The organism is Agathobaculum sp., assembly GCF_034098985.1.
Lineage (GTDB): Bacteria > Bacillota > Clostridia > Oscillospirales > Butyricicoccaceae > Agathobaculum.
This window is the reverse complement of record NZ_JAXEOA010000017.1, coordinates 32,822-46,478: the sequence shown is the minus strand read 5'-3', so window position 1 is coordinate 46,478 and position 13,657 is coordinate 32,822. Positions and strand designations below refer to the sequence as shown.

12 protein-coding genes are annotated in these 13,657 nt (G+C 56.7%); all 12 read right to left on the bottom strand.

Annotation, left to right across the window (positions count from 1 at the left end; genetic code table 11):
* Positions 1–75: 75 nt before the first annotated feature.
* Positions 76–3,591 carry a DNA polymerase III subunit alpha gene (locus tag SO058_RS05775; RefSeq protein ID WP_320842038.1) on the bottom strand — a complete coding sequence of 1,172 codons (3,516 nt, stop codon included), beginning with the start codon at positions 3,589–3,591 and terminating at the stop codon, positions 76–78.
* Positions 3,591–4,487: a DNA-binding protein WhiA gene (gene whiA, locus SO058_RS05770; protein WP_320842037.1), complete on the bottom strand. Its 897-nt coding sequence runs from the start codon at positions 4,485–4,487 to the stop codon at positions 3,591–3,593. Before whiA ends, SO058_RS05775 begins: the two co-directional genes overlap by 1 nt.
* A gap of 17 nt (positions 4,488–4,504) precedes the next feature.
* Complete coding sequence (gene rapZ / locus SO058_RS05765) at positions 4,505–5,362, bottom strand: RNase adapter RapZ (RefSeq protein ID WP_320842036.1); 858 nt, start codon at positions 5,360–5,362, stop codon at positions 4,505–4,507.
* A gap of 23 nt (positions 5,363–5,385) precedes the next feature.
* Positions 5,386–6,300 (bottom strand): UDP-N-acetylmuramate dehydrogenase, encoded by a 915-nt coding sequence (gene murB, locus SO058_RS05760; protein ID WP_320842035.1) that lies wholly within the window; start codon positions 6,298–6,300, stop codon positions 5,386–5,388.
* Positions 6,301–6,401: 101 nt separating this feature from the next.
* Positions 6,402–6,911: a hypothetical protein gene (locus SO058_RS05755; protein ID WP_320842034.1), complete on the bottom strand. Its 510-nt coding sequence runs from the start codon at positions 6,909–6,911 to the stop codon at positions 6,402–6,404.
* A 97-nt stretch (positions 6,912–7,008) separates the two neighbouring features.
* Positions 7,009–8,025: an NAD(P)H-dependent glycerol-3-phosphate dehydrogenase gene (locus tag SO058_RS05750; protein ID WP_320842033.1), complete on the bottom strand. Its 1,017-nt coding sequence runs from the start codon at positions 8,023–8,025 to the stop codon at positions 7,009–7,011.
* Positions 8,022–8,672, bottom strand: coding sequence for a glycerol-3-phosphate 1-O-acyltransferase PlsY (gene plsY, locus SO058_RS05745; RefSeq protein ID WP_320842032.1), 651 nt, complete (start codon positions 8,670–8,672; stop codon positions 8,022–8,024). Before plsY ends, SO058_RS05750 begins: the two co-directional genes overlap by 4 nt.
* 24 nt (positions 8,673–8,696) lie before the next feature.
* On the bottom strand, positions 8,697–10,022 hold the full coding sequence (der, locus tag SO058_RS05740; protein WP_320842031.1) for a ribosome biogenesis GTPase Der: 1,326 nt from the start codon (positions 10,020–10,022) through the stop codon (positions 8,697–8,699).
* A 25-nt stretch (positions 10,023–10,047) separates the two neighbouring features.
* Positions 10,048–11,352 (bottom strand): DUF512 domain-containing protein, encoded by a 1,305-nt coding sequence (locus tag SO058_RS05735; protein WP_320842030.1) that lies wholly within the window; start codon positions 11,350–11,352, stop codon positions 10,048–10,050.
* A gap of 66 nt (positions 11,353–11,418) precedes the next feature.
* The gene (gene rpmF, locus SO058_RS05730) at positions 11,419–11,604 is read right to left on the bottom strand and encodes a 50S ribosomal protein L32 (protein ID WP_320842029.1); all 186 of its coding nucleotides are present in this window, start codon (positions 11,602–11,604) and stop codon (positions 11,419–11,421) included.
* Between the two features lie 60 nt (positions 11,605–11,664).
* Positions 11,665–12,174, bottom strand: coding sequence for a YceD family protein (locus SO058_RS05725; protein WP_320842028.1), 510 nt, complete (start codon positions 12,172–12,174; stop codon positions 11,665–11,667).
* A gap of 173 nt (positions 12,175–12,347) precedes the next feature.
* The gene (locus tag SO058_RS05720) at positions 12,348–13,643 is read right to left on the bottom strand and encodes a TRAP transporter large permease (RefSeq protein ID WP_320842027.1); all 1,296 of its coding nucleotides are present in this window, start codon (positions 13,641–13,643) and stop codon (positions 12,348–12,350) included.
* Between the last annotated feature and the right edge of the window lie 14 nt (positions 13,644–13,657).

Sequence of the window (13,657 nt, the reverse complement as noted above, 5' to 3'; positions counted from 1 at the left end):
TATTCTCTGTTCCAAAGTTTGATTCATTATATCATCTGCACACCGCCGCCGTAAAGGGCGAAATCTGCAAATGCGCTACTTCATCGCGACATTTTGCTCCCCCAGCACACCGCGCAGACGCTCTAAGAGCGGGATATCCGCACTGCACCAGAGCGTTCGGGGCGCGAGCATGCGTTTGCCCGTGTCAGCCGGACAGAAAACGACCGGCGTTTCGCCGCTCTGCGCGGCAAGCAGGCTCTTGGCCTTTGTACAAGACACATCGGCCATCGCGGGCACACGCAGATATAACCGCTGCTGTGACAGTTTGGCCGCCTGCCCGTCGGTAAATACCGATTTCTGCGGATTTTCGCGCGCGGCGGCGCTGTCCACCGCGGCTTCTGTCAGCGGCTGCGCCTCATTCAGCAGCACTTTAGGCGCTTCATCCTCGCGTGCGTCGATCTTACCCGTCAACAGCACAGCGCTGTCCTCGGTCAGATACGCGCCGCATCGTTGCAGCGACTTTGGAAAAACGATCAATTCGATCGCCGCCGATTCGTCCTCCGCCGTAACATAAGCCATCATCGAACCGTTTTTCGTCGATTTGAGCCGGACATTGGTAATAACACAGGCGAGCCGGACCGTCATTCCGTCCTTATAGACCGGCGCTTGGCTTTCGCCGGACATATCGTCTAAAATCGCGCGGATGGACGCGGCCTGCGCTTTCTGAGCCAGATCGCGGTATTCATCCATCGGATGCCCGGACAAATACAGCCCCGTGGTCTCCTTTTCCATGCTCATGAGCTCCCGCTTGTCCGCCTCAGGAATGTTGGGGAGCGTGATTTCGCTGTCCCGCACCTGGCTTTCCGCCATGCCGAACAAATCCATTTGTCCCTCAATGTTGCGTTTACGGCTTTGGGAGATCGCGTCGATCACCATGCCCGCCACCTGCAAAAGCTGGCTGCGGTAGCAGCCCATAGAATCGAACGCGCCTGCTTTGATCAGGCTTTCCACCGCGCGGCGGTTCAGCTCATGGTCGTACATGCGCTCGCAGAACTGTTGAAACGAAAGAAATGCTCCGTTCTGCTCACGCTCGGTGACGAGCTGCTTCATAAACGAGCGGCCAACACCTTTGACCGCCGCAAGCCCGAAACGGATATCCTTTCCGGACACGGAAAAGCCGTCAAAGGATTCGTTGACATCGGGCGGCAGGACTGCGATCCCCATTTCCCGCGCGGCTTGAATGTATTCGGAGATTTTTTCCGACCAGTCGAGCACCGAAGTCAGCAACGCCGCCATGTATTCCCTCGGATAGTGGCATTTGAGATAAGCCGTGCGGTAGGTCACGACCGCGTAACTCACCGCATGCGCTTTATTAAACGCATAGTTGGCGAAATCCATGATCTCGTCGAAAATAGAGGCCGCGACCTGCTCGGGCACGCCGCGTTTGACCGCGCCGTCTATCCCCTCTTCCTCGTTTCCGTGAATAAAGTTCACGCGCTCCTTGGCCAGCTCTTTCATTTTCTTTTTGCTCATGGCGCGGCGAACCATGTCCGCCTTGCCGAGCGAATAGCCTGCAAGCTGGCGGAAAACCTCCATGACCTGTTCCTGATAGACCATGCACCCATAGGTGACCGACAGGATGGGCTCCAGCAGCGGGTGCTTGCAGGTCGCCTTTTCCGGATGGTGCTTGCACTCGATGTAGCGCGGAATGGACTGCATCGGCCCTGGGCGGTACAGCGCGACGATTGCCGTAATATCTTCAATGGACTGCGGGCGCAGGCCGGTGACAACGTTGGTGATGCCCGCCGATTCAAGCTGGAACACGCCCATGGTCGAGCCGCGCGATAACATTGCGTAAGTCGCCTCATCCTCCATCGACACCGTCTCAATGTCAAAATCAGGCGTATGGCGGCGCACCATTTTTTCCGCGTCAGCAATGACCGTCAGGTTCCGCAGGCCGAGGAAATCCATTTTCAGCAGGCCGAGTTCTTCGATAGTCGTCATCGGGAACTGTGTGACCATTTGGTCGTCGTTCCGGGACAGCGGCACATAGGTGTCCACCGGATCCTTTGTGATGACGACGCCCGCCGCGTGGGTCGACGCGTGGCGCGGCATGCCCTCGAGCGCGCGCGCCGTGTCGATCAGTTCGCGCGTCTGCGGATTTTCGTCGTACATCTTTTTCAGCTCATTGTTGACCGATAGCGCCTTATTAATCGTGATATGTAGTTCGTTCGGCACCTGCTTGGCCACCGCGTCGACCTCGTTATACGGGATGCTGAGCGCGCGGCCAACGTCGCGGATCGCGCCGCGCGCCGCCATGGTACCAAAGGTGACGATTTGGGCAACGCGGTCTTTCCCGTATTTATTGGTGACATACTCAATGACCTCGGGGCGGCGCACATAGCAGAAATCCACGTCGATATCGGGCATGGATACGCGTTCCGGGTTCAAAAAACGTTCAAAGTAAAGCGAGTAGTGGATGGGGTCCAGATCGGTAATGCCGAGGCAGTAGGATACGAGCGAACCCGCCGCGCTGCCGCGCCCCGGTCCGACCGGGATACCGTTTTTCTTGGCATAGCCGATAAAATCGGACACGATCAGGAAGTAATCGACAAAGCCCATCTTGGCGATCATATCGATCTCATACTGTAAGCGCTCGCGGTTTGAGCCGTCGTCGTCCGGATAGCGGACGGCAAAGCCCTCGTCGCACAGCTTTTGCAGATACCCAAGCGAGGAATAGCCCGCAGGCACGTCGAACTCCGGCAGATGGTATTTGCCGAATTCAAATTCCACCTGGCAGCGCTCCGCGATCATCACAGTGTTTTGAAGCGCCTCGGGATGCTCTGGAAACAGCGCAGCGATCTCGTCCGCGTCCTTGATGTAAAATTCCTCGGTCTCAAACTTCATGCGGGTCGGGTCGTCGACCGTCTTGCCCATCTGGATGGACATCAGCACATCCTGCAGCTTAGCGTCCTTCTTGGTCAGGTAGTGTGCGTCGTTGGTGGCGACCAGACCGAGCTGCAGCTCTTCTGCCAGCTTATAGAGCCCTTCGTTGACGCGCTTTTGCGCCGCGATGCCGTGATCCTGTATCTCCAGATAAAAATGATCGCGGTCGAAAATATTGAGGAACTTCTCGCACAACTCGTACGCGCCGTCCATATCGCCCGCCTCCAACGCGCGCGGGATCGCGCCCGCAAGGCATGCAGACAGGCAGATCAGGCCTTCGCTGTGCTCTTTGAGCAGCTCCATATCAATGCGGGGCTTCATGTAAAATCCCTCGGAAAATCCTAGGCTGACCATATGGATCAAATTGCGGTAGCCGGTCATATTTTCACACAGCAGTATGAGATGCGAGTGCCATTCGCCGTTGACATAGCTGCGCTCAAAGCGCGAGCGCGGCGCGACATACACCTCGCAGCCGATGACCGGATGGATTCCCTTGGCTTTACACGCCTTATAAAAATCTATAACGCCGTACATGACCCCGTGGTCGGTGATCGCGACCGAGGTTTGTCCGAGATCGGCCACGCGGTCGACCAGCTGTTCAATGCGGCAGGCACCGTCCAGCAGGCTGTATTCACTATGCACATGCAGATGGGCAAATGGTTGCATCAGGTATCCTCCCTGCTCGCAAGTTCGGTGATTTTCTTCAAGCGGTGGCTCAGGCCGGGCTTGGAAATTGGCGGCACAAAGCGCGTGGCCAGCTCGGCGAGGCTGTCGGTCGGGTAGGAAAGGCGCAGGCGCACGGTCTCCCGCAGATTCTCGGGGAACGCGCCCTCCCCATGCTTGTCCAGCACTGACTGGATCGCGGCAATCTGCCGCGCTGCCGCGTCCGTCGCTTTCACAAGGTTTGCTGTTTCGCAATTGACCTGCCGGTTGATGGTATTGCGCAGGTTTTTTTCGACTTTGGCCTCCATCAGTTCCATGGCGGCGCGCGGCGCGCCCGTGAGCGTCAGAAAATCTTCCACGCTCGGCGCGTCCTTAAAATACAGCACGTGCGCGCCGCGCCGCACTGTCTGCTTGGGCGACAGCCTCTCGTCCAGCATCAGGCTCATCGTTTCGCCGCACAGACTCGGATGCGCCGAGGTAATCTCCAAATGGCTTTTTTTCTCCGGACCCGCGACCGTGCCCGCCATCAGAAACACCCCGCGCAAAAACGCGGGGATGCAGCAGTCGTTTTCCAGCACATTGCGGTTCAGGTGATAGGTCACATGGTTTTTGCGGTCGTATCCGAGCGCATCAAAAATGAGGCCGATCTGGCTTTCCTCGGTGAGCGCAAGCTGTTTTTTGCGCCCCACCTGCTGCGGCTGCGCGTCCACACCGAACGCTCGCGACAGCAATGCCTGCACCCGGCGCGCGACAGCAGCGTTTTCCGTAGACAGGCGGATTTCGCGGTGTGAAAACACAGACGCATACAGCAGTGCGCCATACGCCTCGGCACGTGTACAACACGGACGCAGCATGGGAACGCGGCATAATTCGGTTTTAACAGTCGTCGAAAAGGACATGGGAACGCTCCTTCTGGTTATCGCTGGTAATCCCTGTGCATGGTGACCACGCCGTATTCCCTGCCCCGGATATGCTGGGAAAGCGCTTCGGTGATAGCGACTGAGCGATGCTTGCCGCCCGTGCAGCCAATGCTAATGATGACGTTTGACTTGCCCTCCGCAACATAGCGCGGCAGCAGGAAATCGACAAGCGAGGTCAGGTGGCTCATCAGCGCATCCGCCGTGCCGCCCTGATATACATAATCGCGCACGTCCGGATCGGTGCCGTTTTTCTCGCGCAGGCTCATCTCATAGTAGGGGTTCGGCAAAAAGCGCACGTCAAACACCAAATCGGATTCGGCGGGAATGCCATATTTAAAGCCAAACGACTGGACAATGACCTCCAACGCCCCCATACTGTCCACACCCGAAAAGAGAGAGAGCAGGCGCTCGCGAAGCCCCGCAGCCGATAGCGCCGTCGTATCGACAACAAAATCCGCGCGGTTTCGCAGCATGGAGAGCAGCTCGCGTTCCTTTTCAATGGCGGCAGTCATGCTGACGCCCTTTTCCATCAGCGGATGCTTGCGACGCGTTTCTTTAAAGCGCCGGATCAGCGTCGGCGTGTCGGTATCGAGAAATAGGATACGGTAATCGCAGCCCATGGTGCGGATCGAATCGAGCGAATCAAAAAGCTGCTGGAAATCGCCGCCTGTGCGAACGTCGGTCACAAGCGCCACGCGCTCATAGCGTTCGGTCGCCGCCAGGCAGATCTCTGCAAAGCGCGGGATGAGCGCGATCGGCAGATTGTCGACACAGTAATAGCCCAAATCCTCAAGAGAAGCCGCCGCACGGCTTTTCCCTGCGCCCGACATGCCAGAAACAATCAAAAAATACATTTTCTCATCCCCTTTTCCCGTCCCTATCCGATGATACGGACCTCACATTCCAACGTAACGCCAAATTGCTCGCGCACGCGCTCCTGCACCAGTCCGATCAAACGCAGCATATCACTGCACGTTGCGCCGCCCCGGTTGATCAAAAATCCCGCGTGCTTTTCCGAGACCTGCGCCGCGCCGACCGAAACGCCTTTCAGCCCTGCATCCTCGATCAGGCGGCCGGCGAAATAGCCGGACGGACGTTTGAACGTCGATCCCGCGGATGCAAAATTCAGCGGTTGCTTGTCGCGACGGCGCTGCGCCAAATCGTTCATTTTTTCCTGGATCGCCGCTGGATCTCCCCCCGCGAGGCGCAGGGTCGACCGGACGACTGTCCAGTCCGCATGACTGCGAAATACGCTCTTTCGGTAGTCGAATGCATGTGCCGCCCCCTCAACCGTCTGTATCTCACCCGCGGCGTTCAGGTATTCAGTGCGCGCGACGATCTGCGCCATCTGCCCGTCGTACGCGCCCGCATTCATAAAGACCGCGCCGCCCAGACTGCCTGGGATGCCTCCGGCAAACTCCGCGCCCGTCAGCCCCGCGCGCTGCGCACTGTGCGCCACCGCGCTTAAAAGCGCGCCCGCCTCTGCAGTCAGGCTGCCGTCCTCTCCGACAACGATCCGGTTCATCGCGGTCGTGCAGACAACTGCGCCGCGGATACCAGCGTCGGACACCAGCATATTCGAGCCGTTGCCCATTACCAGAAACGGCGTATGCCGTTCCCGCAGTATTTCAAGTGCACACTTCAGTGCGTCTGCTGTTTTCGGCAGGACAAACAGGTCTGCCGGCCCGCCAATAGCGAACGTGGTATGCCTGCTCATCATTTCGTTTTCCCGGACTTCTATATCGCCCGACGCACAGCAAAGCGCGTCGGCAAGCTCTTGCATCTGCTCCATATTTTCCTCCGCCTTTGTTCTAAAAACCGATATAGGATTATTATATCAAATCCATCGCCCAAGTGCAATAAAAGGCACCCTAAAAGGGTGCCTTTTCAAAATCACTGCTGATCCGCCTCGTCGAGCATCTGCGCGCCCTCGGCGATGTTGGTCATCGCGTCAGTCAGGTGCTGCTGCATGCTCTCGCCAGCCTTAGTCAGTTCGTCGCCCGTCTTGCCGGCAGCGCCGATAATGTCGTCCACATAGGCGACCATCGACTCACAGCCTGCCTTGATCTTGACGTGTGCATCCGCGTATTCGTCCGGAGGTGTCACCGCCGCAAAATCCGCAAACGGCTTCTTCATGTCCTCCAGAATGGCTTTAGCGCCTTCCACATCGTCGTCCTCAAGGTCGGAAGCCTTGGACTGGAGTTCGGTCAGCGTGTTGCCCATTTTTTCAAACTCGTCGGCATACTCTTCCTTGGTCAGCGCGGTGGGCTGCTGCTCGCTCTGGCTGCCGCCATCCGCATCCGTTCCGCCAGCGTCTTTCTTGTCGCCGCAGGCGGTCAGACTCAGTGCCATCGCGGCAATCAGCATCGCCGCGAACAGGCGCTTCAACATGTTTTTCTGCATTTCTCTGTCCTCATTTCATTGAAATAAAAATGTGTATCTATGTTATGCGGCAAACCGCCGGTACAGAACCGATCCTATGCCGAAACATACTAAAAAATCAGGAATGCACCCACACTTCTTCATGCTCGCCTTTGCGCGGACGGGCCAACAGCGCGCGGATACCGTCCTTTGCGGGCATATCTTGGTATAAAACCGCGTACATCGCCTCAACGATCGGCATGGACACTCCCTGCTGCTTGGCCAGATGATAGCCGGCCTCGGTCGCATAATAACCCTCAACGGTTGCGCCGACCTCAGCCATCGCCTCTTTGGCTGTTTTCCCTTGACCAATCAGAATACCTGCGCGGCGATTGCGCGAGTGCATCGAACAGCAGGTGACGATCAGATCGCCGACGCCGGACAGTCCGGCGAAAGTTTCCTGCTTGGCGCCCAGCGTCACGCCCAGCCGGGCGATCTCGGTTAGGCCGCGGGTCATGAACGCGGCTTTGGAATTGTCTCCCAGCCCCAGACCGTCCGAAATACCCGCGCCGAGCGCAATGATATTTTTAAACGCGCCGCCCAACTCCGCGCCGGTCAGGTCGGACGAAGTATAAACGCGGAAGAAGCTATCGTTCATAAATGCTGCCTGTGTCAATTCGGCAGCTGCGCGGCTACGGGATGCGGCCACGATCGCGGTCGGTACGCCGCGCGCGACCTCCTCGGCGTGTGTCGGTCCGGTCAGTGCAACTACCGGGTTATTGCCGCCCATCGCGCGATCGATCGTTTCGGAGAAACGGCAATAGCCGTTTGCCGAATCGAGACCTTTGCCGACGTTGACGATCACCGTTCCCGCCGGGACGATCTCCGCAAGCTGCGCAGCCGTTTTCGCGACCGCGAAACTCGGCACAGCCATGACGATCAGGTCGGCGCTTCGTGCTTCGGACAAATCGGTCGTGATCCGAATGCCCTCCGGGATTTTGACGCCCGGCAGCAATTTTTCGTTCCCATGCTCTCGCAGAAGCAGATCGCGCTCCTCTTCAAAGAACGTCCACGAGGCCACCTCGTGTCCATTGCTGTGCAGCAGCATGGCCAGCGCAATGCCCCAGCCGCCCGTGCCTAATACGAAAGTCTTCATCCCTGCTCCTCCTCTTCTTCCGTCCGGCTTTCAATCGTCTTTTTGCTTTGAAAGGAAAATTTGTTTTCCTCTCCGCGCAACATACGGCCAATATTAGCACGGTGCATAATGATAACAGCCGCCGCCATGCCAAAGGCGATGCCAACCATTACCGGATCACGGTAGAAAACAAACATGGTGATGGGAAAGCTGGCCGCGCCCAGCACCGAACCAAGCGAGATCCAGCGGGTAAAAACCACCGCGATGAGAAACAGGGCAAGCGCGGCCAGAAAGATACGCCAATCGAAGAGCGCGAGCATGACCGCGCCGACCAGCACCCCTTTTCCGCCCCGAAAACCAAAATAGACCGGGAACATGTGTCCGAGAATGACGAATACGCCTGCAATCAGCTTGCCAAGCGGCCCGCCGAGCAGCGCGCCGATCGCAACCGCCGCAGCGCCTTTCGCAATATCGCCGAGCAGTACGAGCAGCGTTTTGGAGGCGCCCATTGTACGGTAGGCGTTCGTAAGGCCCGCGTTGCCGCTGCCATAGTCCCGGATGTCCTTATGCAGCGCCATTTTGCAGACGATTATGGCAAAACTCAGCGAACCGAGCAGATACGCGCTGATCGCGATGACCGCAAAATGCGGCAGGGTCAGTTGACTCATGTTGTCGTCACTCCGTTATAAAAGTTATTCCTTATCGCCCCGCTGGCGGATGACCATGCGCACCGGAGTGCCGGTCAGCCCGAACACCTCGCGGATCTGGTTTTCCAAATAGCGCTGATAGGAAAAATGGAACAGCCGCGCATCGTTGCAGAAGCAAACGAACGTCGGCGGGCATACGCCTGCCTGTGTCATATAGAAAATCTTAAGGCGGCGGCCCCTGTCGGTCGGCGGCTGCACACGCGCGGTCGCATCGGCGAGGATCGCGTTGAGCTGCCCAGTCGGAATACGCTTATGATTTTGCTCATATACTTCGTGAATCAGCTCGAACAGCTTGTCCACACGCTGCCCGGTCTGCGCCGAAATAAACAGCACGGGCGCGTACGGCATATAGGCTAGTCCCTCGCGGACGCGAAGCGTGTATTCTTTCATGGTCTTTCCGTCTTTTTCAACCAAGTCCCATTTGTTGACCACGATAATGCAGGCCTTGCCCGCATTGTGCGCTTCGCCCGCCACTTTGGTATCCTGTTCGGTCACGCCTTCGACCGCGTCGATCATGATAACGCAGACGTCGGCACGCTCGACCGCCAGCAGCGAACGCATGACCGAAAATTTTTCGATCTTCTCATCCACTTTACTTTTCTTCCGGATTCCCGCAGTATCAATGAACGTAAATTTGCCAAAGGCATTGTCGAGTTCCGCATCAACGCTGTCCCTCGTTGTCCCGGCGATATCGGACACGATCACGCGTTCCTCGCCAAGCACTCTGTTCAGCAGGCTCGATTTGCCAACATTGGGCTTTCCAATCAGTGCGACGCGAATGCGATCGTCCTCTTCTTCCTGTTCGTCCACAGGCGGAAAATGCTCGTAGCAGGCGTCCAGCAGTTCACCCATGCCATAGCCGTGCAGCGCGGAAATGCCGTATGGCTCTCCAAGGCCAAGGTTATAAAACTCATAAAACTCAGGCTCGGGCTGGCCGGGCTTATCGCATTTATTAACCGCAAGCACGATCGGTTTGCCCGACCGCTGCAGCATGGCGGCGACATCCTGATCCGCCGCAGTGATACCAGTACGCAGATCGGTGATCAGGATAATCACATCGGCATTGGAAATAGCGATCTCGGCCTGATAACGCATGAATTTGAGTATCTCGTTATCATTCGACGGCTCGATGCCGCCGGTGTCGACCACTGTAAAATCGCGGCCGCGCCAATCGCTCTCGGCATACAGCCGGTCGCGCGTCACGCCGGGCGTGTCCTCGACGATCGACAGCCGTTTGCCTGCAAATCTGTTAAACAACTGCGATTTGCCGACATTCGGCCGCCCGACGATGGCCACCATTGGTTTTGCCATAAAAAAGCCCTCCTTCATTCAGGGGTCAGTCTTCAAAAATCTTGGCGAGCAGGTCACCGCCGTCGATCTCAACGGGAACGAGCGGCACGCCAAGCGCGTCCGACACCTGCTGCGGGGTATAGTCATCCAGAAAAACATCTCCGCCGTCGCGCAGCATATTCGCGGAGATCAGCACGCGCTCGCCAAGCGGACGGTTTTTCAGCTGCGCGATCAGATCTTGGCCGGTGATAAGGCCGGCAACCGATACCAGAGGCCCGAAAAAATCATTTTGGATGGCAATAACCTTGCCGTTTAAATTATCGCACGCCGCAGCCGCTTCGTCAAGCAGCACGGAAAGCGATGGCGCGGCCGCTGTCCCGGTCGCGATCGTAAACGGGCGGGCGGTTTTACCCTGATAGTCGGGCAGAGCAAGACGAAATTCCTCCATAAACAGCGGCAGCATACCGATACCGTTTTCAAATTGCGTGAATTCCTCATAATACGCAGTGTCCGGCAGCGGACGGCCCGCTTTGAGATACAGCTCATCCCCGCACCAAACCAGCCGGGTGCCAAGGCCATCCAAGCACTCCTGTGCAAACGGCTCGACGATATCGAGCACATCAGCCGCACTTTCTGCCGTTGTCGGCTCGAGCGGATACAAGCCCTCGCGGTGCCGTGTCATACCAAACGGCACGACTGATATCGTATTGACCGCAGGATACAGCTTCTTTAAGTCATTTAACGAGCGGCGCAGCTCTTCCCCATCATTTAGCCCCTTACATACGACGAGCTGGCAATTCATCGTCAGTCCTGCTTCGGCAAAGCGCTCCATGATTTTGAGCGCCTCCCCCGCGCGGCGGTTGCGCAGCATCTTGACGCGAAGCTCCGGATTGGTCGTCTGCACTGAAACATTGACCGGTGAAATGCGCATACGGATCATACGGTCCACATCAGCTTCAGACAGATTGGTGAGCGAAATATAATTGCCCATCAAAAAGGACATGCGCGCGTCGTCGTCCTTGACATATAAGGTTTCGCGCATGCCTTTGGGCAACTGGTCAATAAAGCAGAATACACAGCCGTTTGAACAGCGTTTCATACCGTCCATCAGATAGTGCTCAAACGTCATCCCAAGCGGCTCACCCTCGCGTTTATGCACGCGCACCTCGCGTGTAGATACGCCCTCAGCTGCCCTAACCTGCAATACTAAGTCTGCGTCATAGCTGTAAAATTTATAATCGAGCACGTCGCGGATCGGCGTGCCGTCGATCGAAAGCAGCGTTTCTCCTGCCCGGACGCCCGCGCGCGCAGCCGGACTGCCCGCGTCCACCTCAATGATTTTAGACGCCACGACACACCCTCCTTTTCATAAAAAAATGGAGAAAGCCATTTAGCCTTCTCCATTTTCATGCTTGCCTTAGGCTTCCTTGACGGCAACGACCTCGCGGCCATTGTAGTAACCGCAAGCCTTGCACATTCTGTGGTTCAGCTTCATCTCGCCGCACTTCGGGCATTTGCTCATGCCGGGCAGAGAGAGCTTCCAGTGGGAGTTACGGCGCTTATCGCGACGGGCTTTCGAAATCTTTCTCTTCGGTACTGCCATGGTGGATACACCTCCTACTCTATCTTCTGTGTTTCTTTTTTGACGGTATTGATATCCCCTTTACTCGTCCCCTTTGGAATCGAGCAGGGCGCGCAGAGCTGCGAAGCGGGGATCGACCTGCTTGCTTTCACAGCCGCAGTCGACAACGTTCCGGTCGGCACCGCAATGCGGGCACAGGCCTTTGCAGTCCTCTTTGCACAGATAGGTCATCTGCACCTGCAAAATAAGCGCAGGCACCAGAATGTCCGCAGGATCCACGCTGTCGGTCGTCAGCACGAAGAGATCATCCTCCTCTTCGGCGTCCGGATCATCCGTCAGGATGGTGTCGGCCTCCGCAGTCAGCAGGATCTCGAGCGGTTTGAGGCAGCGGGCGCAGGCAGTCGAGTAGATCGTTTTGATCGTTCCCCGAAGACGCAGCACACCAAGGTCATTTGTGACCTCGCCGCTGATTTGCACCGGACTTTGAAAGGGTTGCGCGCCATACAGCGTTTCGCCGCTCAGGTCGAGCGTGTCGGAAAACGGGATATGGGCGACGCCCGCGCCGGTCAGTTTTTTCAAATCAATCTTCATGTCAACCTCACATGGTACATGGAATAGTATACTACAGCGCATCCTCGTTTGTCAACCAAAAAATGTGCAAAACAGCGTGTTTTCGCACCGGAGCCGAAAACCGGAAAAAGGTTCCGCTCATTTAAAGAGCGGAACCTTTTTGGCATGAGCAGCCAAGCGTTTAAAACGCCTGATCAGCCCATGAGCAGATTCGGTACGAACAGGATGATTCCTGGTACGAATGTAAACACCAGCAATACTGCAAACAGCATGACACACCATGGCCAGACTTCCTTACAGTAGTCACTGAAGCTACATCCCGTAATCGAGGACGAAACAAACATCATCGCGCCGAACGGCGGGGTAACGCCGGCCAGCGTCAGGTTGATCGCCATGACGATACCAAAATGGATCAGGTTTACGCCCAGCGACTGTGCCGCCGGAACGAGCAGCGGAGCCAGCAGGATCATCGCAGCACCGCCCTCGAAGAACATACCAACGATCATGAGCAGAACGTTGACGAGGAGCAGGAACTGCCACGGCTGATGGCAGATAGACAGGATCGCTTCCGAAATGATCATCGGGATGCGTTCCCAAGTCAGGAACTTACCAAACGCGATCGAAGCGCAGATAATCAACATGATACCCGCAGTCGCCTCAACGGACTCGCGCAGGATCGGGGCCAAGCTCTTCCACTTGATCGTACGGTAGATCAGCGCGCCGACCAGCAGTGCGTAAACGATGCAGCACGCACCGGCTTCGGTGGGGGTGAACACGCCGAAGCGCAGGCCCATGATCAGGCCGAACGGCAGGAACAGCGCCCAGACAGACTCTTTCAGGTTCTTGCCGAACTCTTTGGCAGTACCAAATTTCTCACGGGTGGGTTTATAGCCGCGCTTGCGGGACTGATAGCCAGCCAAGGCCATCTCGGCGAGCATAATCAGGAAGCCCGGCAGATAACCGGCATAGAACATTTCCTGAATGGAAACGCCCGACGCGGTAGCGTACAGAATCAGTACGATTCCGGGAGGGATAATCGGGGTGATGCAAGACGACGCAACCGTTACAACGGTTGAGAACGGCTTGGAATAGCCCAGACGTTCCATCTGCGGAACCAGCATCTTGGACTGCATCGCAGCGTCCGCGTTCGCGGAGCCGGACAGGCCGCCCATCAATGCGGACAGCACGATATTGACCTGCGCGAGGCCGCCGCGGAACTTACCGACGAGCAGCTCACAAAGGTTCATCAGGCGTTCCGTGATGCCTGAATAGTTGAAAATAACACCGGCCGCCGTAAAGAACGGGATCGCCAAATATGTAAATGACGTGGTACCGGACATCATATTCTGAACGATGATATCAGTCGGTTGCGACTGAGAATTAAACATAAAGTATACCAGTGTCGAGAAAGCCAGCGAGAACGCTACCGGTATCTTTAAAAAGAGAAATACAAACAGCAGGAGCAATGGCAGCCATACGGATAATTGCATTCCTCGTACCTCCT